This window comes from Streptomyces sp. NPDC050625, from assembly GCF_040654755.1.
Taxonomy (GTDB): Bacteria; Actinomycetota; Actinomycetes; order Streptomycetales; family Streptomycetaceae; genus Streptomyces.
On record NZ_JBFAIQ010000004.1, the window covers coordinates 298,413 to 317,465 of the forward strand.

A 19,053-nucleotide genomic window follows, 5' to 3' on the forward strand; every position below is an offset into this window, starting at 1 on the left:
TGCCCTCGGCGACGGGTCAGGCTGCGGCGGAATCGTTAGGCTTCGTGGACTTCGTGGGCTCCGGCGCGGGGAGCATGGTCAGCAGCATGACGGAGTCCTCGGTGGCTCGTACCGCGTGCGGCAGCCGGGCGGGCAGGTGGATCCAACTGCCGGGCGTGGCCACCGTCTTCTCGTCACCGAGGATCAGTTCGAGTCGCCCTCGGACGACCTGGATGACGACGGGCAGGGCCGAGGTGTGCTCCGTGAGTTCCTGGCCGGCGGCGAACGCGAAGCCGACCACGCGCAGTCGGTCGTCGCGGTACAGGACGCGGCTGAGGGTGCCGTCCTCGGGCACGGCCAACTCGTCGACGAGGTCGGTGATCACCGTGGCGGGCATGGGGGCCTCCCTATTCAGCGGGCGTGGTGGGCTGGGCGATCAGGCTGATGGCGCCCAAGTGGGCCTGGTGGCGGCGGAATACGCGGCGCATCTCGCGGACTCGGCGACGGGCCGCGGGGTCCCGCAGAGTGCGGCGGGCGATGGCCAGGGCGGGGACCAGTCCTTCGTCGGCGACCATACGGCGGGGTTCCAGCAGCGCCATGGGCGTTGTCCTCCGGGCGGTGACCGTGAAGCCTTCGTCGGTGAGGAGTTCCTGCCAGGCGGCCGCGGTCAGCGGGCGGGCGCCGACGTGGATGGTGTCGGCGAGGTCCCTGGCGATCCGGTCGGCGAGGGCCGGGTCGATACCGTCCGGCAGCAGGCACATTTCGTGGATGGCACAGCGGCCGCCCACGTCGGTGAGCAGCCGGCGTGCCTCCCGTACGATGCGCCGCTTGGCGGGCTGGGGCTGCATCGTCAGCATCGCCTCGGCGTACACGACGGTCGCCGAGCCGTCCGGCAGACCCGTGTCGGAGGCGTCCGCCCGCACGGCGCGGATGTGGGTCCTGCCCGGGACGGTGAGGGCGCTCAGCGCGGCCACCGCGGCGGGATCGCGGTCGACGGCCGTGTAGCCGGCCGGCGAGCGCCGTAGCGTCAGTGCCGCTGTGGCGCCCAGACCGCCCGCGAGTTCCACCACCCGGTCGTCGGGTCCGATGTCCAGGGTGTCGAGCATCCATCGGGTGAGCTCCACGCCGCCCGGGCGCAGGACCCGCTTGCCGAGCCGGGCCAGCACCCAGTGGCCCGGCATGCGGGAGGCGTCCAGTCCCGCACCGGGTGCGGGGAGATCCTTCCGGAGCGGCTGGTCATGGTCCGTGGTCGCCATCCGTGCCTCGCTCTCCACCTGCACTTCTACGAGAGTCAACAAGGCGACGCTAACTCCGGGCGGCGGGATGTGTGTGGGCCGAATGTCCCGAATCGGGCAGACCGAACGGCCCAGTCACAGCAGGCTGCTCCAGTACGACCAGAAGCGGGTGAGAACGAGCATGACGATCACGCCGTACCAGGCCGCCAACAGCAGCCAGTGGCTCTCCAGCACCAGATTCAGCAGGCCGCGGCCGCGGGCCGGCACCGGGATGATGCCGTGCTTGAGGTTGTGCAGCGTGACGTACCAGAACAGCGCGATGGTGATGACCCAGACGACGCCGCAGTAGGGGCACAGCCGGTTCAGCTCGTACAGCGACTGGAAGATCAGCCAGTGAGCGAACCCGATGCCGACGAGCGTTCCCGCGTTGAGGGCGAGCCACAGCACCCTGTGCAGGCGCGCTCCGGCGAGCACCGCGATGCCGAGCGCGGCGACGGCGGCGAAGGCGCCCAGGCCGAGCAGCATGTTGGGGAAGCCGAAGAGGTTGCCCTGCCAGCTCGCCATGGTGTTGCTGCAGCCGACGACCGGGCTGATGTTGCAGGTCGGCTGGTAGCTGGGGTCCTTGAGAACGAGCCAGTCGTCGATGGCCAGGCGCAGCGAGGCGAGCCAGCCGATGACCCCGGTCAGCGCCAACAGCCAGCCGATGCGCCGGTCGGCCCCGGCGGTGTACGGCGGCGTCATGCGGCGCGGGTGCGCGGCAGGGGCGCGGGGGTCGCGACGCGGCACACCGGGCGACCCCTGTCGCGGGTCCGATCCTGGGCGCGGACCTCCGAGCGGGTGAGCAGTGTGAGGGCGGCCGGCGCCGGTCGGCCCTCGGTCACGCGCGACTGTCCGCGTCGAGCGTTGTGATCGTTCTCCATGGTCGGGAACGTTAGGCGCTGCCCGTGACCCGGGACTGGGGCCGAACGTCCCGGGTCGGGCGGCCCTTCCGGCCCGATTCTCACGGGTGCCCGGGGGACTGCGCATCGTGCGGCGAGGTCGCCTTCGCCGCATGGGCCGGACGGCCCTTTGCATGGGGCCGTTCGGCCCTGTCCGGCATCGGGATCGTGGACCGGTGGGCGGTGTGGACGGGGCCGCACGGCCCATGCCGTGAAGCCTGCGGCGCGAAAGGCTGGTCGGCGACCGGTCGGGAGGCGACACGGACCGTCGCGTTCCGGCTGCTCGGCCCCGTCTTCTCGTGTGCAGGGCCGCGGCAGGCGCGTGGTGCCCCCGGACCGGTCACCGTCCGACCACCGTTCTGCAGCCGTCGGACGGTGTTCCGCCACGGCCCCGGTGACGGCGCTCACCATGCCCAGGCCGCCCGGTGCGCCGACCGCCCCGGGGACGTGGCGGAACGTGCAGTCGGACCAGAAGCGGCCGTATCTTCCGGCCTTGAACCGCTGGAGACACCTGAATGAGTGCCCTCACCTTCGCATCGGCCCCGGAGGATGCCGAGGCTCTCTACGGCGCCGAGGCGGACTACGCCCGTATAGCAGGGGAACTGGCCGGACGCGTGACGCTGTTGCTCACCGCCGCCGGCCGTGGCGAGCGTGCCGCCGAGCGCTTTCGCGCGGGCCTCGTGGCCTTCTGCGACCGTGAACTCCTGCCGCACACGGCGGCCGAGGAGGCCACGTTGTATCCCGTGGCCCGGCGGCTGCCCGACACGCGCCTGCTCGTCGAGGGTCTCATCGGTGAACACCGCTGCCTGGCCTCGCTGGTCGACGCCCTGCGCACCGCGCCCACCACGGCCGTTGCTGCGGCGGACGCCCGCGCTCTTCAGGTGGTCTTCGAGGAACACGTGGCGAAGCAGAACGGCCTCGTGCTGCCCCTGCTGGCCGCGGCACCCGGGGTCCGCCTGGCCCGGCTGCTGGAGAGACTGCACCACCGGATCGCTCATACCCCGTTGAACGGTGGCGCCTCTGCTGCCAACGGCACGCAGAAGGCAGGAGGGATGAAGGCCGAGGAGAGCGCTGGCTGCGGGTGTGCCTGTGGCGCCGAGGAGGCCACCGAACCCGTACTCGACGTGCGCGACATCCCGCACGCACTGCGCCACGCCACCGTGTTCGGCGCTCTTGAGGCCGTCCCGGCAGGCCAGGCCATGGTCCTGGTCGCGCCGCACGACCCGATTCCCCTGCTGGCACAGATCGAGCAGCGCAACCCTGGGCTCTTCGCGGTGAAGTACCTCCAGCGCGGGCCCGAGGCCTGGCGGTTGCGGCTCAGCCACCGCTGACGAGTGGTGACTGCCCTGCCGGGTGCGGCTGGCCGCACCCGGCTGTCCGTTTCAGCGGGCCGTACGGGAGCCTGCCCGAGGCGAGACGACGAGGGCCGCGCCCACCCCGGTCAGCAGTGCGCCGAGACCGGTGACCAGCGACGTCAGTTGCCAAGCCTGGTAGGCGGACATCAGCGAGGCGCGCAACGTCTCGCCCATGAACGCGGTCTGCCGGAGCTTGGCCAGCTTCTCGTCGTCCCCGGTGGCGTGCAGCTCCGCGGTGATCTCGGAGTAGGTGCGGCCGTTCGTCGCCTGGGCCAGGTTGCCCTTGATCATGTCAGCGAAGGCCCGCGCCTCGGGTCCGGTTTCGACGGGCCGGCCGGCGAACGCCGCCAGGTGCGCGGGCAGTCCGCGCTCCGGGAAAGTGATCCTCTGGGCCGCGAGTTCGGTGCGTATCTCGTTCCTGCCGCTGCGGCTGCGCCACAGCATCACGGGCCCTGCGGCCAGCATGGCCGCGCCCATCGTCTTGAGCAGAGCGTCGGCTCCGCGGTTCGTGTGTGTCATCGGTGTTCTTCCTTGCATGTGAGGGGGGTCCGGCGGGGCGCCGGCTGTGTCGTGGAGTCCGCTACTGGTCCTCGAAGAGCGGAGTGCTCAGATAGCGCTCGCCGGTGTCGGGCAGGACGACGACGATCAGGGCGTCCTTGTGCCGCGGGAGGCGCGCCAGGGTCGAGGCGGCGTGCAGCGCGGCACCCCCGGAGACGCCCGCGAGGATGCCCTCCGTGCGGGCGAGCCGGCGTGCCTGCGCACGGGCCTCGGACACGGAGACCGTGCACACCGTGTCGTAGACGCAGGTGTCGAGCACCTCGGGAACGAAGCCCGCGCCGAGGCCCTGGATGCCGTGGAGGCCGGGCGAGCCGCCGGAGAGTACGGGCGACTCCGCCGGTTCCACGGCCACGACGGTGACGGCCGGGTTCTTCGCCTTCAGCACCTGACCGACTCCGGTGACGGTGCCGCCGGTGCCGACTCCGGCGACCAGCAGGTCGATCCGTCCGTCGGTGTCCTGCCAGATCTCCTCGGCGGTGGTGTGCCGGTGGACATCCGGATTGGCCGGGTTGGTGAACTGCTGGGGCATGAACCAGCCGTTGGCCTCGGCGAGTTCGGCGGCGCGGGCGACGGCTCCGGTCATGCCCTCGGAAGCCGGGGTGAGGACGAGGTCGGCACCGTATGCGAGCAGCAGGGCCCGGCGTTCGACACTCATGCTCTCGGGCATGGTGAAGGTGACGGGGTGGCCCTTGGCGGCGGCCACCATGGCCAGACCGATGCCGGTGTTGCCGCTCGTGGGTTCCACGATGCCCTGTCCGGGCCGCAGGGCGCCGGTGGTTTCGGCGTCCTCGATCATCGCCAGGGCGATGCGGTCCTTGACGCTGCCGCCCGGGTTGGCGGACTCCAGTTTGGCGACCAGGCGTGCCGGGAGGTCCTCACCGTACCGGGACAGCTCCACCAGGGGTGTCCGGCCGATGAGCGCCGTGATCGAAGGGTGTATCGCTGCCATGGCTGTCCTCTTGGGGTCTTTCGGTCGATACGGGGGGAGGGGGAGGGGAAGCGGCCGGGGCCCGGCCGAACGGGTCCGTGACGGGGACGGTGCGGGTGGTGACGTCCGCGTGACCGGCGCGCACGCTGGAGTGGGCGGGGACGTCGTTCAGGACGAGGGCGTGGGCGCCGACCACCGTGTCGTCGCCGACGTGGACGGGGCCGAGCACGGTCGCGCCCACGCCGAGGACCACCCGGTCACCGACGGTGGGGTGCCGCCTGGTGGCCTTCCGGTCGCGCCACCAGCCGGTGCCGCCGAGGGTCACGCGGTGGTAGAGCATCACGTCGTCTCCCACCACCGCCGTCTCGCCGATCACCACGCCCATGCCGTGGTCGATGAAGCAGCGCCGGCCGATGACGGCCCCCGGGTGGATCTCTATCCCGGTCATGGCGCGGGAGAACTGGGACAGTGCCCGGGGCAGCAGCGGCAGCCCCATGCGGTGCAGCCGGTGTGCCAGCCGGTGGAACCAGATGGCCCAGAGCCCCGGATACAGCAGGACCTCGACCACGTTGATGCCGTGCAGCGCAGGGTCCTTGCGGCAGGCCGTGCGGAGATCTTCGACGATCATGCGATGTCTCTCTGTGGGCTCCGGAGACGCCGGTTCCGCCGGCACCGCTGTCCGGGGACGGCTGGTGCCGGCGGCCGAGGAGGCGGGCCGGAGCGAGCGATGGGGATGCCTCTCACCCAACGGCTCAGGCGGACGGTGATCTGCGGCGCCGGCAGACGCACAGGCGGCGGACACAGCATGCCGACGGCCGGCTCGGGACGGGGTGGTACGGGCGGGAGGACACCTTCCTCGGGCGGGCCGGCCGACATCGTGCGGCGTCTCGTCCCGTGGCGAGCCGAAGGGGCCGCCGGCAGCGGGCGTTCGAGGGCTGCGCGTTGTTGCCGTTCTCCATGGGATCGAACGGTAGAGCAGCCCGGGCTGGCGCAACCCGGCCGAATTGCCCATGTCGTGCGGCCGACCGGCCCATGTCGGACAGGGTCTTCGGGGACCACTGGTCCAGGGTGCTGGACCCGCCCGGCCCAGGCAGCGTGGGTGGTCGGCCAGGAATGCTCGTCAGGGACCGGAGGGGAAGGCGCCACGGAATACCGCGCCGGACGGCGGCCAGGCTCTCGCGCGCAGGCCGCGGTCGGGGGCGGTGTCCTTCCCGATCGGTCGACGTCCGGCCGCCTGCCAGGCCACCCAGGCGGCCGGACGCATGTGCCGTGCCCGTCCGGAAGCCTCGCCGCCGCGAGCGGAGCCCTGCGGCCCCGTCCTCACCCGGACCCCGACGACAGCGTCCAGGGCACGTGCCCGCACGGCGCTGTCACCGGCCCCGGTCGCATCCGACCGGTCAAGTCCCGCTGGAGATAACGAAGATGAACACCGTCACCCTCGCGTCCACCCCCGAGGAAGCCGCCGCCGCGACCGCGGCCGAGGCGTACCACACCCGATTGGCCGGTGAACTCGCCGGACGCGTCGCGATGCTTCTCGGGGCCGCCGAACGCGATCCCGATGCCGCCGAGCACATCCGCACCGGTCTCGTCGACTACTGCGAGCGCGTGCTCCTGCCGTACTTCGCCGCCGAGGAGACGGTTCTCTACCCCGCCGCCCACCAGGTTGCCGAGGCCCGGCTGCTCATCGAGAGCCTGATCTCCGAACGCCGGGGCGTCATGGCGCTCGTCGACGCTCTGCGCACGGCACCCACGGCGGAAGTCGCCGCCGCCGAGGCACGCGCGCTGGAGGTGCTCTGCGGCGAACACTTCGCCAAGGACAACGACCTCGTGCTGCCCCTGCTCGCCGGCCGGCCGGGCACCTCCCTGGCCGTCCTGGTCAAGGCCCTGCACGAACTGTACGGGCCCGAACCGGACGCCGGCGACGACGAGTTCGCGCCGGAGAAGGCCGAGGAGCGGACCGGTGGCTGCGGCGGTGCCTGCGGCTGCGGTGGTGGCGGGGAGGAGCCGGACGTTCCTGAACTGGACGTACGGGCCGTACCGCACGCGCTGCGGCACGCCACGGTCTTCGGCGCGCTCGACGCCGTCCGGGCCGGCGGAGGGATCGTCCTGGTCGCACACCATGACCCGCTGCCGCTGCTGGCGCAGATCGAACAGCGCTCGCCCGGCAGGTTCGCCGTGGAGTACACGGAACGGGGCCCGGAGATCTGGCGGCTGGTCTTCACGCGCCGCTGAGGGTGCCGACCCGGCCCGCCCAATGGGGCCGAACGGCCCAGCCGGTACGGGCGGAAAGGCCCCGTAGAGCCGACCCCCAATGAGGTTAGCCTCGCCTTACCGAATACGGCACTTGGCGGGCTCGTCCCGGCATGGCGTGGTGGAGGCACGAATGCGCAGCGCTGGCATGGACTTCGAAGGGGAGGCCGGCCTATCGCCGGCGGCGCTCCCCGACGGCCGGATACTCCCCCTGGCCGATCTGCCGCCCGGTGCCAGGGCAACCGTGGTCGACGTGCTCGTGGTCCGGTCGACCGCCGTGGCCCGGCGGCTGGGCGACCTCGGATTCACCCCCGGAGCGGTGGTGGAGGTCGTGCGCCGGGCCCCGCTGCGTGACCCGGTCGTCTACCGGGTCAAGGACTACGAGGTGTGCCTGCGCCGCACCGAGGCCGCGTGCGTGCGGACGGTCGGAGCGGACCGGTGACCGCGGGATGTCACGGCGTCGGTGAGACGGACGAAACCCTGACCACGGAGCCGCGGATCGCCCTGGTCGGCAGCCCCAACTCGGGCAAGACCAGCATCTTCAACGGCCTGACCGGCCTGAACGCCAAGACCGGCAACTACCCCGGAGTGACCGTCTCCCGGTTCATCGGCACCTGCCGCACCGGGGGAGGCGGTTGTGTGGTCGAGGACCTGCCCGGCACCTACAGCCTGGACCCGGTCAGCCCGGACGAGCAGATCACGGTCGACGTCCTCGACGGACGCCAGGACCGGGCGGCCCGCCCGGACGCACTGCTCGTCATGGTGGACGCCACCACCCTGCGCCGGTCCCTGGGGCTGGTCGCACAGATTCTGGCCCGTGGCCTGCCCGCCTGCGTGGTGGTCACGTTCATGGACGAGCTGACCAGTCGTCAGGGGCACCTGGACATCGACGCGTTCGCCCAGGCCCTCGGCGTCCCGGTGGTGGCGGTGATCGGCCACCGCGGGCACGGCATGGGGCAGCTGCGCGAGCAGCTCGCCTCCTGGCAGACCTGGACGTCCCCGCCGCTCGCCCCGTCCACCGAGCCGGCGGAGCGGGACGCCTGGGCCGAGTCGGTGCTCGCCTTCGCCGGCTACCGGGCCCCCGAACTGCACCGGATCACCCGGCGCATCGACGCCGTGCTGCTGCATCCGCTCTGGGGCACCGTCGTGTTCTTCGCGGTGATGATGCTGTTCTTCCAGACCGTCTTCACCTTTGCCGCCCCCCTCCAGGGCTACGTCGAGTCCCTGTTCGGATGGCTGTCCGGACTGGTCGCCGAGCACGTCGGCAACCGCTGGCTGTCCGGGCTGCTCGGCGACGCCCTCATCGGCGGCGTCGGCGGCGTGCTGGTCTTCGTCCCCCAGATCCTGCTGCTGTTCCTGCTCCTCGCCCTGCTGGAGGGCGTCGGCTACATGTCGCGGGCCGCCTTCCTCATGGACCGGGTGATGGCCCGCGTCGGACTGGAAGGCCGCGCCTTCGTGGCGCTGCTGTCGTCGTTCGCCTGCGCGATCCCCGGCATCATGGCCACCCGCACCCTGCCCTCGGCCAAGGACCGCCTGGCGACCATGATGGCCGCTCCGCTGATCACCTGCTCGGCGCGGCTGCCCGTCTACATCCTGCTCATCAGCCTGCTCGTCGACCCGTCGGACCACATCGGCCCGTTCGGCGCGCAGGGCCTGACCATGTTCGGCCTGTATCTGCTCGGTGCCGTCTCGGCGATGCTGGCCGCCTGGGCGTTCAAGAAGATCGGGGACCTCCGCGGCCCGCTCGTGCCGTTCTACATGGAGATGCCGCCCTACCGGCTGCCCGCGCCGCGCTCGGTGCTCATCGCGATGGGCACCTCCGCACAGGCCTTCCTGCGCAAGTGCTCGACCATCATCGTGGCCACCAGCATCGGGCTGTGGCTGCTGCTGAACCTGCCGCTGCACTCGGTGGCGCAGATGCGCGCCGACGGCATCGACACCGCCAACCCGACCGCCGTCGCCGCGTACACCGTCGACCACAGCTACGCCGCCGATCTCGGCCGTCTGGTCGCCCCCGTCTACGACCCACTCGGCTTCGACTGGCGCATCAACGTCGGTGTGATGTCGGCACAGGCGGCCCGCGAGACCTTCGTCGCCACCCTCGGACAGGTCGCCGCCGCCGAGGACCCCGAACACCCGAAGGCGGCGCTGCGGGACATGACCTACCCCGACGGGCCGCGCGCCGGGCAACGTGTGTTCACCGCGCCGACGATCGCCGCGCTGCTGGTCTACTTCGTCTACGCGTTGCAGTGCATGGCCACCGTCGCGGTCATACGACGGGAGACCGGCACCTGGAAATGGCCGGCCATCGCCTTCACCTACCTGACAGGGCTGGCCTGGCTGATGGCGTACCTGGCGGCCACCGTCACCAGCGCACTGGGCGGGTGAGGCAGGATGATCCCGCTTCACCCCCAGCATGTCCCGGGCCGTCCCGACCAGTTGCGCTGGATGGTGCCCGCCGGGACGCTGCCCTGCACCGGCCGCCCGGCCGCGCTCCCCGCCCCGTTGGCCGCGCTCGTCGAGGACGGCACCCTCGCTTCCGTCACGGCGGAGCCCGCGGCCCTCGTCACCGCCCTCGGCCCCGGCCGCTCCTGGTCCCACGAGGGCGCCCGGGTCCGCACCGCGATCCACTCCGCCCTCGACGACCGCGCCGGCTGGATCGCGGCAGGCGCAGCCGACGGGACAGGCGCAGGCGAGGCGGCGGCCGACGACGCGCTGCTGTACCGCGCGGCACGCGACCTCCTCGGCGGGGCGGTTGGGCAGTTCGCCCGCTCCCACGGCGGTGCCATCGAACTGGTCGGTGTCCAGGACGGCGTCGTCACCGTGCGCCTCGCCGGCGCCTGCCACGGCTGTCCGGCCTCCTGGATCACCCTGCACCAGCGCCTGGAGCAGCAACTGCGCAACCGCTGCCCGAGCCTCGTGGCCGTCAGGAACGCGAGCTCCTCGAAGTCCGTGGCCGGCCTGACGAAACGACTCCCGGCCGTACGACGCGCGGGATGAACTGCGCGCGGGATGAACTCCGCCCATGTGAGAAGGACCGCTCGGCAGGTGAGCCGAGCGGTCCTTCGCCCGTTGCGACGTTCTGTTCCGGCAGTCCGTGTTCCTACGCTCCGGGCGCTCCCCAGCCCAGGGGCAGCACGGTGACCTGTGTACCGGCGTGGCCCCCTCCCGGCGGGACGACCGCCATGGCGGAGGCGCCGGCCAGCCCGCGCAGCATGGCCGGGCCGTGGAAGCGCAGCGGTACGGCCCGTGCCCTGCCGTCCAGGGCCACGGGCACCAGACGGGTGTCGGCGGGATGGCCGGGCACGTCGGAGGCCAGCGCGGCCGTCACCGACGCCTGAGCGACTCGGCCGCCCAGCGTGCGCAGCAGGGGTTCCACGAGAGTCAGCACGCCGGAGACGGCCGCCAGGGGATTGCCCGGCAACCCCACCAGATGCCCGCCGGACGGCAGTTCGGCCAGCAGCATGGGATGACCGGGCCGCACGGCGACGCCGTCGACCAGCAACTCGGCGCCGATCCTGCGGAGTACGGGATGGACGAAGTCGGCGGGACCGGCGGCCGTCCCCCCCGTCGTGACGACGAGGTCCGCGCCGGTCCCGGTGACCGCCTCCAGCAGGGCGTCCGCGTCGTCCACGATGCGCCGTACGACGCTCACCTCCGCCCCCATCATGCCCATCCACGGCGGCAGCAGCGGACCCAGCGCGTCCCGGACCCTGCCGTCCGAGGGCAGACCGCTCTCCAGCAACTCGTCGCCGAGCACGAGGAGTTCCACACGGGGACGCCGGGTGACGGACAACTCGTCGTAACCGGCGGCGGCCGCCAGCCCGAGCACCGCCGGGGTGGCCGGCACCCAGGCACCGAGCAGGGCCTCGCCCGCCCGGCACTCCTGGGCCCGCGGCCGGATGTCCCGGCCGGGTCCGGGCGCGGTGTGCAGGGCGTGCAGGAGGGAGCCGTCGATGCGTCCGTGCTCGCGGCGCAGGACGGCGGTCGCCCCGGGCGGCAGGGCGGCGCCGGTCGCGATCTGTACGGCCCGGCCGTCCGCGAGCCGGCCGCCGGGGGACTGTCCGGCGAGCAGGACACCGGACAGCCGCCAGGGCCCGGGACCGGCCACGGCCCAGCCGTCCATGGCCGAGGTGTCGAAGGACGGCAGGTCGGTCAGCGCGGACACCGGCTCGGCCAGCACATGCCCCAGCGCCTCGGAGAGGGACAGGCGCACGGCGGGCAGCGCGACTGCTGCGCTGCCCGCCGTGTCATGTGCTTCGAACCAGTCCGTACGCCCGTGACCATGTGTGGACGCGACGCCGGGGGAGTGGGGAACGCGAGGGCGTTCCTCCTGCCGCAACCCGCCGTCGAGAGTGAGGGATACGAGACCGTTCATGGTGTTCAGCCGTCGGCGCCCGCTGCGTGGTGGGTCTCGGCGGTCCATCGTGCGGCCAGTTCCGCCGCGCGACGGGCGGCCTCGGCCACGGCCTGGGGGCCGCCGCCCGCCAGGCCTGCCGCGTAACCCACCAGGAAGGTGGTCAGCGGCGCGGCGGGCCGGGCGACGCCGTGCGCGGTGTCCCGTGCGAGATCGAGGAGGACGGTTCTGTCGACCTCCAGGTCGATGCCCAGCTCGTCCTTCACCGCGTCGATCCATCGGTCCATCGAATGTGCTCCGTTCTCAGTGCTGCCCGTGCGCCCCGTGGGCCGGGCTCAGGCCGCTCGCCGGGTGCTCTGCCGGGTCCTGGGCGTCGCCACGCGGGCGCTCGTCCGGCGGCGGTAGACCAGGTACGGGCGGGCCAGGTAGCCGATCGGCACGCTCCACACATGGACGAGGCGGGTGAACGGCCAGGCGGCGAAGAGCAGGCAGGCGGTCAGGGCGTGCAGCTGGAACAGCAGCGGGGCGCCGGTGATCGCCTCGGGCTGGGGCTGCAGGGTGAAGACGCCGCGGAACCAGACGGAGATGGTCTCCCGGTAGTCGTAGCCCGCGCCGAAGACGTTGTGCGCGGCGGTCGCCGTGATGCCGAGCAGCACCGTGGCGGACAGCAGCGGGAAGAGGAACTTGTCGCTGCGGTCGGTGCCGAGGCGGATCCGGCGGGTCAGCAGCCGTCGGGCGCACAGCATGCCGAGCCCGGAGACCATGGCGACGCCCGCCACCGAGCCGGCCCATACGGCCGTGGTGTGGTACTGGTGCTCGCTGATGCCCACGGCCTCGGTCCAGGAGGCGGGGACCGCGAGACCCACCACGTGTCCGCCGATGACCATGAAGGCGCCCAGGTGGAACAGCGGGCTGCCCCAGCGCAGCCAGCGGTGTTCGAGGAGCTGGCTGGTGCGGGAGGTCCAGCCGAACTGGTCCTGCCGGTAGCGCCAGACGTGCCCGACGACGAACACGGCCAGGCAGATGTAGGGGAACGCGACCCACAGCAGCAGGTCGGCGCCGCTGGTGGTGGCGAGGGAGGCGGCGGTGCTCATCGGTGGCCTTCCGGGGAGGACAGGGGCGGCATGAGGGTCGGCGGGGCCTGCTCGGGCGGGACGAAGGTGCCGGGCGGGGCGAACTCCCCGCTGCCGTACGGGTCGAGGCCCACGTCCTCGTTGGGCGGTCCCTGGGCGGCCAGCTCGGCCACGGCCTTCAGGTCGGCTTCGGTCGCCGGCGGCAGCAGGCTGAGCAGAGCGGCCAGGACATGCCGGTAGGGGGAGTCCATGTCGGTCAGCGCCCGGTGGATCAGCTCCAGGCCGCGCCGGTGCTGGCGCAGCGGGGCCTCTCCGGCGCCCGGCCCGCACAGCGCGGCGAACTCCAGGGCGACCGGGAGGTGGTCGGGCAGTTCCCCGCCGTCGGTGTCCCAGCCGGCGGCGCGATAGCGCTGGGCCATGGCGAGCAGGGCCATGCCACGCCGACGGGTGTCGCCGTGCAGGTAGTAGGTGAGGTAGAGGCCGCTCTTGCGGCGCAGGTCGAACGTCTCGACGTAGTGGCGTTCCAGCGCGTCGGGTTCCTGCTCGGTGAACCAGGCCGTGAAGGCGGCCAGTTCGGTGGCGGCCGGTGAGGGCTCCAGGGCGTCCACGGTGGCGGCGACGACCTGCCGGGCGGCGACGAGCTCGGCGTCCGGGTACTGCAGCAGCAGGGACATCAGCCGTAGCAGCAGGGCCCGGTCCTCCGTCTCACGGGGGGTGAGCGGGGCCCGGCGGCGGGTGGCCGCGCGGATACGCGTGCGCACGATCGCGGGGACGGAGGCGGGCAGCGGGCTCACGGGTGGCCTCCGGCGGGGGCGTCGGGGTTGCGGCGGCGCAGGGTGGGGATGCCGAGCATGACGCGGCGGCCGTCCGTGGGCTGGGGATCGCCGGAGGACTCCACCGGGCAGCGGTTCTCCATCGCCGACAGTGCCGCGGCGTCCTCCTTGTGCGCGGCGGGGATGACGTACCGGTCCTTGTACTTGGCGACCGCGAGCAGCCGGTGCATGTCCTCCGCCTCGCGGACCGTGAGGCCCACGGCCTTCAGCGCGCTCTCGTCGCCGGCCTCGCCGAGGATGCGTTCGCGCATGTACGAGCGCAGCGCGGTGAGTTTCATCAGCACACCCGCGACGACGTCGGTGTCCCCGGCGGAGAACAGTTCCGCCAGGTACTCCAGCGGGATGCGCAGCCGGGTGACGGCGGCGAAGACATGGTCGGGGTCGTCCTGGTTGCCGCCCGCCGCGTCCACGGCGTCCAGCACCGGGGACAGCGGAGGCACGTACCAGACCATCGGCAGCGTGCGGTACTCCGGGTGCAGCGGCAGCGCCACCTTGTACGTCGAGATCAGCGCGTACACCGGGGAGCGGCGGGCGGCGTCCAGCCAGTCCTCGGGTATGCCGGACCTGCGTGCCGCGGCGATCACTTCGGGGTCGGACGGGTCGAGGAAGACGTTGCGCTGGGCGTCCAGCAGGTCCTTCTCGTCCGGGGTGGCCGCGGCCTCACCGACGCGGTCGGCGTCGTACAGCACCAGTCCGAGGTAGCGCAGTCGTCCCACGCAGGTCTCGGAGCAGACGGTGGGCTGTCCGGCCTCGATGCGCGGGAAGCAGAAGGTGCACTTCTCGGCCTTGCCGGTGGCGTGGTTGACGTACACCTTCTTGTACGGGCACGCCGTCACGCACATGCGCCAGCCGCGGCAGCGGTCCTGGTCGACGAGGACGATGCCGTCCTCCACCCGCTTGTACATCGCGCCCGAGGGACAGGCGGAGACACAGGCCGGGTTGAGGCAGTGCTCGCACAGCCGGGGCAGGTGGAAGAGGAAGGTCTGCTCGAACTCGAACTTGACCTTCTCCGCCCATTCCCCGGTGAGGTTGGGGTCGGCGCCGGCGTGCTCGGGCGCGCCGCCCAGGCTGTCCTCCCAGTTGGCGCCCCAGGTGATGGCGGTGGGCTTTCCGGTGAGGACGGAGCGGGGGCGGGCGACGGGCATGTCCTCGCCCGCGGGGGCGCTGACGAGGTTGTCGTAGTCGTAGGTGACCGGCTCGTAGTAGTCCTCGATGGACGGCAGGTCGGGGTTGGAGAACAGCGACAGCAGACGCTTGACCCGGCCGCCGGAGCGCAGCACCAGCCGGCCGCGCTTGTCGAGCATCCAGCCGCCCTTCCACTGCTCCTGGTCCTCGTAGCGGCGGGGGTAGCCGACACCGGGCTTGGTCTCGACGTTGTTGAACCAGGCGTACTCGACGCCGGTCCGGTTGGTCCAGGTCTGCTTGCAGGTGACCGAGCAGGTGTGGCAGCCGATGCACTTGTCGAGGTTCATCACCATCGCCACTTGGGCCATCACGCGCATAATCAGTACTCCACATCCTGCGAGCGACGGCGGATGACCGTGACCTCGTCGCGCTGGTTTCCGGTCGGGCCGTAGTAGTTGAAGGCGTAGGTGAACTGCGCGTAGCCGCCCGCGAGATGGGTGGGCTTGAGCAGCAGTCTGGTCAGGGAGTTGTGGATACCGCCGCGCTTCTTGCTGACCTCGGTCTTCGGCACGTTCACGTTGCGGTCCTGGGCGTGGTACATGTACACCGTGCCCTCAGGCATACGGTGGGTGACCACGGCCCGGGCGGCGACCACACCGTTGCGGTTGTACGCCTCGATCCATTCGTTGTCCTTGACGCCGATCTTCTCGGCGTCCCCGGTGGACATCCAGATCACCGGGCCACCGCGGGACAGGGCCAGCATGTGGGCGTTGTCCTGGTAGTTCGAGTGGATGGACCACTTGGAGTGCGGGGTAAGATAGCGGACCGTGACCTCGGCCCGGCCGTCGCGCAGATGCTCGTCGCCGTAGTGCCGGGGCGTGTTCAACGGCGGCCGGTAGACGGGCAGTTGCTCGCCGAGTTCGGCCATCCAGTCGTGCTGGACGAAGAAGTGCTGGCGTCCGGTGAGGGTGTGCCAGGGCTTCTTGTGCTCGACGTTGATGACGAACGGGGAGTAGCGGCGCCCGCCGGTCTCCGAGCCCGACCACTCGTACGACGTGATCACGGAGCGCGGCTGGGTGCGGGTGTCGGCGAAGGTGATCCGCTCCGCCTCACGCTCGGCGGCGAGCTCCACCAGGCCCTCGCTGCCGGTCTGCCGCTCCAGTGCCCGGAAGCCCTCCGTGGCGAGCCGTCCGTTGGTCGTGCCGGACAGGGCGAGGATCGCCTCGCACATGTCGGAGGCGGTGGCCAGGGAGGGGCGTCCGGCGGCGACACCGTCGCGGACCGTGCCGTTGCGGTGGCGCAGGTCCGCGATCTCCTGGTCCGGGTGGACGGTGACGCCCTTGGTGGTGGTGCCCAGGGTGTCCAGGAGCGGGCCGACGGCACGCATCTTCTGGGCGATCGCCGTGTAGTCCCGCTCGATGACGGCCAGCTTCGGCATGGTGCGTCCCGGAACCGGATCGCACTCGCCCGTCTTCCAGTCCCGTACGACGCCGCCGGGCTGGGCGAGTTCGTCGGGTGTGTCGTGCTGCAGCGGCACGGCCAGGACGTCGGTGCGGGTGCCGAGGTGGTCGGCGGCGAGCTCGCTGAACCTGTCGGCGATCGTGAGGAACGTGTCGTAGTCGGTGCGGGCCTGCCAGGGCGGGGCGATGGCCGGCGTGAAGGCGTGCACGAAGGGGTGCATGTCCGTGCTGGACAGGTCGTCCTTCTCGTACCAGGTGGCGGCCGGGAGCACGACGTCGGAGAGCAGGCTGGTCGAGGTCATCCGGAAGTCCATGGTGACCAGCAGGTCGAGCTTGCCCTCGGGGGCCTCCTCGTGCCACACCACCTCCTTCGGGCGGGCCTCGGGCGGAGTCTCCTCGGAGCGGACCGCGGCGTCCGTGCCCAGCAGGTGGCGCAGGAAGTACTCGTTGCCCTTGCCGGACGAGCCGAGCAGGTTCGCCCGCCACACGGTCAGGACGCGGGGGAAGTTGGCCGGGTCGTCCGGGTCCTCGGCGGCGAACCGCAGCCGCCCGGACTTCAGTTCCTCGACGATGTGCTCGCCGACCTGGCGCCCCTGCGCCGCCGCTTCGTCCGTCAGGTCCAGCGGGTTGCGGTTGAAGCCGGGGTGACCGGGCGTCCAGCCCATACGCATCGCCTGGGCGAGACAGTCGGCGAAGCCCTTGTCCTTGAACCGGCCCTCACCGAGCGGCGAGGCCAGCTCGTCCGGCCCGAAGGCCTCGTAGCGCCACTGGTCGGTGTTCAGATAGAAGTACGAGGTGCCCGCCATGTGCCGGGTGGGCCGCTGCCAGTCGAAGGCGAACGACAGGTGCTGCTGTCCGGTGACCGGGCGGACCTTCTCCTGGCCGACGTAGTGCGCCCAGCCGCCGCCGTTGACACCCTGGCAGCCGGTCATCGTCGTCAGGGCCAGGAAGGCCCGGTAGATCGTGTCGGAGTGGAACCAGTGGTTGGTTCCCGCACCCAGAGCGATCATGGAACGGCCGTTGGTGCGCTCGGCGTTGCGGGCGAACTCCCGGGCGATCCGGGCCGCCTGCTCGGCGGGAACCGAGGTGATCGTCTCCTGCCAGGCCGGGGTGTAGGGCTGGCTCACGTCGTCGTACGAGGACGGCCAGGTGCCCGGCAGGCCGGGCCGCTGGACCCCGTACTGGGCGAGCATCAGGTCGAACACCGTGGTGACGAGGCGGCCGCCGATCCGGCGGGCCGGTACACCGCGCACCATGAAGGAGCCGCCCTCGGTGGCGCCCTCGTCGAAGCGGGGCAGGGCCACCGGGACCGATTCGTCGGCCCGCTCCAGCAGGCTCAGCTCGGGGACGGTGTCGCCCAGGTCGAGGTTCCAGCGGCCCTTGCCCTCCTCGCCCCAGCGGAAGCCGAGCGAGCCGTTCGGGACGACCGGCTCGCCGGTCGCGCTGTCCACCAGGACGGTCTTGGACTCCGCGTGCTCGCTCGTCTCGCCGAGGTCGGCGGCCGTGAGGAACCCGTCCGCGACGAAGCCGCCGTCGCGCTCGCGCAGCGTGACCAGGAAGGGGGCGTCGGTGAACTTCCTCAAGTAGTCCTGGAAGTAGGGCACCTGGCGGTCGACGAGGAACTCACCCAGGATGACGTGGCCCATGGCCATCGCCAGCGCCCCGTCCGTGCCCGGGTGCGGGGCCAGCCACTCGTCGGCGAACTTCACGTTGTCCGCGTAGTCGGGGCTGACCGCCACCACCTTCGTGCCGTTGTAGCGGGTCTCGGTCAGGAAGTGCGCGTCGGGCGTGCGGGTCACCGGGATGTTGGAGCCCCACATGATCAGATAGCCCGCGTTCCACCAGTCCGCGGACTCCGGCACGTCGGTCTGGTCACCGAAGACCTGCGGGGAGGCGACGGGAAGGTCGGCGTACCAGTCGTAGAACGACAGCAGGGTGGCGCCGATCAGTGACATGAAGCGGGCGCCGGACGCGAAGGACGCCATCGACATCGCCGGGATCGGTGAGAAGCCGGCGACGCGGTCGGGGCCGTACTTCTTGACGGTGTGCACATGGGCGGCGGCGACCAGCTCGGCCACCTCGTCCCAGTCGGCGCGCACCAGGCCGCCCTTGCCACGGGCCCGCTTGTACGCGCGCGCCTTCGCCGGGTCGCCGGTGATCTCCGCCCAGGCGGCCACCGGGTCGCCGAGCCGGCGCCGGGCCTCCCGCCACATCTTCAGCAGCGTGCCGCGCACATACGGGTAGCGGACCCTGCTGGGGGAGTACGTGTACCAGGAGAACGACGCCCCGCGCGGGCAGCCGCGCGGCTCGTACTCAGGGCAGTCGTTGCCGATCGACGGGTAGTCGGTGGCCTGGTGCTCCCACGTGATGATGCCGTCCTTGACGTACACCATCCACGAACACGAACCGGTGCAGTTCACGCCGTGAGTGGAGCGCACCACCTTGTCGTGCGCCCAGCGGTCCCGGTAGAAGCTCTCCCACTGCGGGTCGCCCTCTCCGAACACCGCGCGACCGTCCGCCGACACCTCGCGGCGCGTAAGCAGCCGCCGCGCCGCCAGCGGCCATTTTTCTCCGGCACGCTGCTTGGCGGGGCGGTTGATCTCGTCGTTCTCCATGATTGCGAACGCTAGGCGGTGGGGGGTGGCCGGCACGTGGGCCGAACGGCCCTGCCCCAGGGACTGACGGACCCGAGAAAACCGCTCTGGCCAGGGACCGAAGGCCCGCGCGGCAGGGACCGCCGGCCCAGGCGCCGGCAGGGGGCGTACGGACATGCTTGCGTCGACCGAACCGGAGGTTTGACGTGTACGACCGCATCGGGCGCCTGCCCGGACAGTCCCCCCAGGCAGTTCCACGGCAGGCGGGGCGTACCCGACGGTCCGGTCACCGGCCGGCCGCCCACCGCGACTGCCACCGCGGACGGGCGGCCGGAACCGGCCCTCGTACGAGCGGCCGCCCAGGGCCG

Annotated in this window: 16 protein-coding genes and 1 pseudogene; 5 read left to right on the forward strand and 12 right to left on the reverse strand. The window is 71.9% G+C overall.

All coding sequences use genetic code 11. From position 1 onward, the window contains the following. Positions 1 to 16: 16 nt before the first annotated feature. From AB0I54_RS11780 to AB0I54_RS11790, 3 genes are all read right to left on the reverse strand, one after another. Complete coding sequence (locus AB0I54_RS11780; RefSeq protein WP_363295778.1) at positions 17 to 376, reverse strand: cupin domain-containing protein; 360 nt, start codon at positions 374 to 376, stop codon at positions 17 to 19. 10 nt (positions 377 to 386) lie between these two features. Then, positions 387 to 1,274, reverse strand: a complete 888-nt coding sequence (locus tag AB0I54_RS11785; RefSeq protein ID WP_363295779.1) for a methyltransferase domain-containing protein — start codon at positions 1,272 to 1,274, stop codon at positions 387 to 389. 75 nt (positions 1,275 to 1,349) lie between these two features. Beyond that, positions 1,350 to 1,955 (reverse strand): vitamin K epoxide reductase family protein, encoded by a 606-nt coding sequence (locus AB0I54_RS11790; protein ID WP_363295780.1) that lies wholly within the window; start codon positions 1,953 to 1,955, stop codon positions 1,350 to 1,352. A 712-nt stretch (positions 1,956 to 2,667) separates the two neighbouring features. On the opposite strand from AB0I54_RS11790, the gene AB0I54_RS11795 reads away from it, so the two are divergent. Continuing rightward, positions 2,668 to 3,483: a DUF2249 domain-containing protein gene (locus AB0I54_RS11795; protein ID WP_363295781.1), complete on the forward strand. Its 816-nt coding sequence runs from the start codon at positions 2,668 to 2,670 to the stop codon at positions 3,481 to 3,483. Positions 3,484 to 3,534: 51 nt separating this feature from the next. Here AB0I54_RS11795 and AB0I54_RS11800 read toward each other — a convergent pair whose 3' ends face one another. The 3 genes from AB0I54_RS11800 to epsC all read right to left on the reverse strand — a co-directional run bounded on the left by AB0I54_RS11800 (position 3,535) and on the right by epsC (position 5,621). Continuing rightward, positions 3,535 to 4,026 carry a hypothetical protein gene (locus AB0I54_RS11800; protein ID WP_363295782.1) on the reverse strand — a complete coding sequence of 164 codons (492 nt, stop codon included), beginning with the start codon at positions 4,024 to 4,026 and terminating at the stop codon, positions 3,535 to 3,537. Between the two features lie 61 nt (positions 4,027 to 4,087). Next, complete coding sequence (cysK, locus tag AB0I54_RS11805) at positions 4,088 to 5,014, reverse strand: cysteine synthase A (RefSeq protein ID WP_363295783.1); 927 nt, start codon at positions 5,012 to 5,014, stop codon at positions 4,088 to 4,090. Beyond that, entirely contained in the window at positions 4,941 to 5,621 is a 681-nt protein-coding gene (gene epsC / locus AB0I54_RS11810; protein ID WP_363295784.1) for a serine O-acetyltransferase EpsC, read from the reverse strand. Before epsC ends, cysK begins: the two co-directional genes overlap by 74 nt. A gap of 794 nt (positions 5,622 to 6,415) precedes the next feature. Between epsC and AB0I54_RS11815 the strand changes: the two genes are divergently transcribed. From AB0I54_RS11815 to AB0I54_RS11830, 4 genes are all read left to right on the forward strand, one after another. After that, positions 6,416 to 7,225, forward strand: a complete 810-nt coding sequence (locus AB0I54_RS11815; protein WP_363295785.1) for a DUF2249 domain-containing protein — start codon at positions 6,416 to 6,418, stop codon at positions 7,223 to 7,225. Between the two features lie 151 nt (positions 7,226 to 7,376). Continuing rightward, positions 7,377 to 7,685, forward strand: coding sequence for a FeoA family protein (locus AB0I54_RS11820; RefSeq protein WP_363295786.1), 309 nt, complete (start codon positions 7,377 to 7,379; stop codon positions 7,683 to 7,685). Continuing rightward, positions 7,682 to 9,631 (forward strand): ferrous iron transporter B, encoded by a 1,950-nt coding sequence (locus AB0I54_RS11825; RefSeq protein ID WP_363295787.1) that lies wholly within the window; start codon positions 7,682 to 7,684, stop codon positions 9,629 to 9,631. Before AB0I54_RS11820 ends, AB0I54_RS11825 begins: the two co-directional genes overlap by 4 nt. 6 nt (positions 9,632 to 9,637) lie before the next feature. Next, positions 9,638 to 10,243 carry a NifU family protein gene (locus AB0I54_RS11830; protein ID WP_363295788.1) on the forward strand — a complete coding sequence of 202 codons (606 nt, stop codon included), beginning with the start codon at positions 9,638 to 9,640 and terminating at the stop codon, positions 10,241 to 10,243. Between the two features lie 103 nt (positions 10,244 to 10,346). Here AB0I54_RS11830 and AB0I54_RS11835 read toward each other — a convergent pair whose 3' ends face one another. The 6 genes and pseudogenes from AB0I54_RS11835 to AB0I54_RS11860 all read right to left on the reverse strand — a co-directional run bounded on the left by AB0I54_RS11835 (position 10,347) and on the right by AB0I54_RS11860 (position 18,706). Then, positions 10,347 to 11,621, reverse strand: coding sequence for a molybdopterin molybdotransferase MoeA (locus AB0I54_RS11835; RefSeq protein WP_363295790.1), 1,275 nt, complete (start codon positions 11,619 to 11,621; stop codon positions 10,347 to 10,349). A gap of 5 nt (positions 11,622 to 11,626) precedes the next feature. Further along, positions 11,627 to 11,905, reverse strand: a pseudogene (locus AB0I54_RS11840) (DUF6457 domain-containing protein); the annotation flags it as partial. 30 nt (positions 11,906 to 11,935) lie between these two features. Continuing rightward, the gene (gene narI / locus AB0I54_RS11845) at positions 11,936 to 12,694 is read right to left on the reverse strand and encodes a respiratory nitrate reductase subunit gamma (protein ID WP_363295792.1); all 759 of its coding nucleotides are present in this window, start codon (positions 12,692 to 12,694) and stop codon (positions 11,936 to 11,938) included. Further along, positions 12,691 to 13,467 (reverse strand): nitrate reductase molybdenum cofactor assembly chaperone, encoded by a 777-nt coding sequence (gene narJ / locus AB0I54_RS11850; RefSeq protein WP_363295793.1) that lies wholly within the window; start codon positions 13,465 to 13,467, stop codon positions 12,691 to 12,693. Before narJ ends, narI begins: the two co-directional genes overlap by 4 nt. Then, complete coding sequence (gene narH / locus AB0I54_RS11855) at positions 13,464 to 15,008, reverse strand: nitrate reductase subunit beta (protein ID WP_363295794.1); 1,545 nt, start codon at positions 15,006 to 15,008, stop codon at positions 13,464 to 13,466. Before narH ends, narJ begins: the two co-directional genes overlap by 4 nt. 2 nt (positions 15,009 to 15,010) lie before the next feature. Next, on the reverse strand, positions 15,011 to 18,706 hold the full coding sequence (locus AB0I54_RS11860) for a nitrate reductase subunit alpha (RefSeq protein WP_363295795.1): 3,696 nt from the start codon (positions 18,704 to 18,706) through the stop codon (positions 15,011 to 15,013). Between the last annotated feature and the right edge of the window lie 347 nt (positions 18,707 to 19,053).

What these genes read in the sequence shown, in the direction of transcription:
- AB0I54_RS11820 (WP_363295786.1), top strand. Translation starts at nt 7,377, where the DNA reads ATGCGCAGCGCTGGCATGGACTTCGAAGGGGAGGCCGGCCTATCGCCG.
- epsC (WP_363295784.1), bottom strand. Translation starts at nt 5,621, where the DNA reads ATGATCGTCGAAGATCTCCGCACGGCCTGCCGCAAGGACCCTGCGCTG.
- AB0I54_RS11795 (WP_363295781.1), top strand. Translation starts at nt 2,668, where the DNA reads ATGAGTGCCCTCACCTTCGCATCGGCCCCGGAGGATGCCGAGGCTCTC.
- AB0I54_RS11800 (WP_363295782.1), bottom strand. Translation starts at nt 4,026, where the DNA reads ATGACACACACGAACCGCGGAGCCGACGCTCTGCTCAAGACGATGGGC.
- AB0I54_RS11815 (WP_363295785.1), top strand. Translation starts at nt 6,416, where the DNA reads ATGAACACCGTCACCCTCGCGTCCACCCCCGAGGAAGCCGCCGCCGCG.
- AB0I54_RS11860 (WP_363295795.1), bottom strand. Translation starts at nt 18,706, where the DNA reads ATGGAGAACGACGAGATCAACCGCCCCGCCAAGCAGCGTGCCGGAGAA.
- AB0I54_RS11835 (WP_363295790.1), bottom strand. Translation starts at nt 11,621, where the DNA reads ATGAACGGTCTCGTATCCCTCACTCTCGACGGCGGGTTGCGGCAGGAG.
- cysK (WP_363295783.1), bottom strand. Translation starts at nt 5,014, where the DNA reads ATGGCAGCGATACACCCTTCGATCACGGCGCTCATCGGCCGGACACCC.
- AB0I54_RS11780 (WP_363295778.1), bottom strand. Translation starts at nt 376, where the DNA reads ATGCCCGCCACGGTGATCACCGACCTCGTCGACGAGTTGGCCGTGCCC.
- AB0I54_RS11790 (WP_363295780.1), bottom strand. Translation starts at nt 1,955, where the DNA reads ATGACGCCGCCGTACACCGCCGGGGCCGACCGGCGCATCGGCTGGCTG.
- narI (WP_363295792.1), bottom strand. Translation starts at nt 12,694, where the DNA reads ATGAGCACCGCCGCCTCCCTCGCCACCACCAGCGGCGCCGACCTGCTG.
- AB0I54_RS11830 (WP_363295788.1), top strand. Translation starts at nt 9,638, where the DNA reads ATGATCCCGCTTCACCCCCAGCATGTCCCGGGCCGTCCCGACCAGTTG.
- narH (WP_363295794.1), bottom strand. Translation starts at nt 15,008, where the DNA reads ATGCGCGTGATGGCCCAAGTGGCGATGGTGATGAACCTCGACAAGTGC.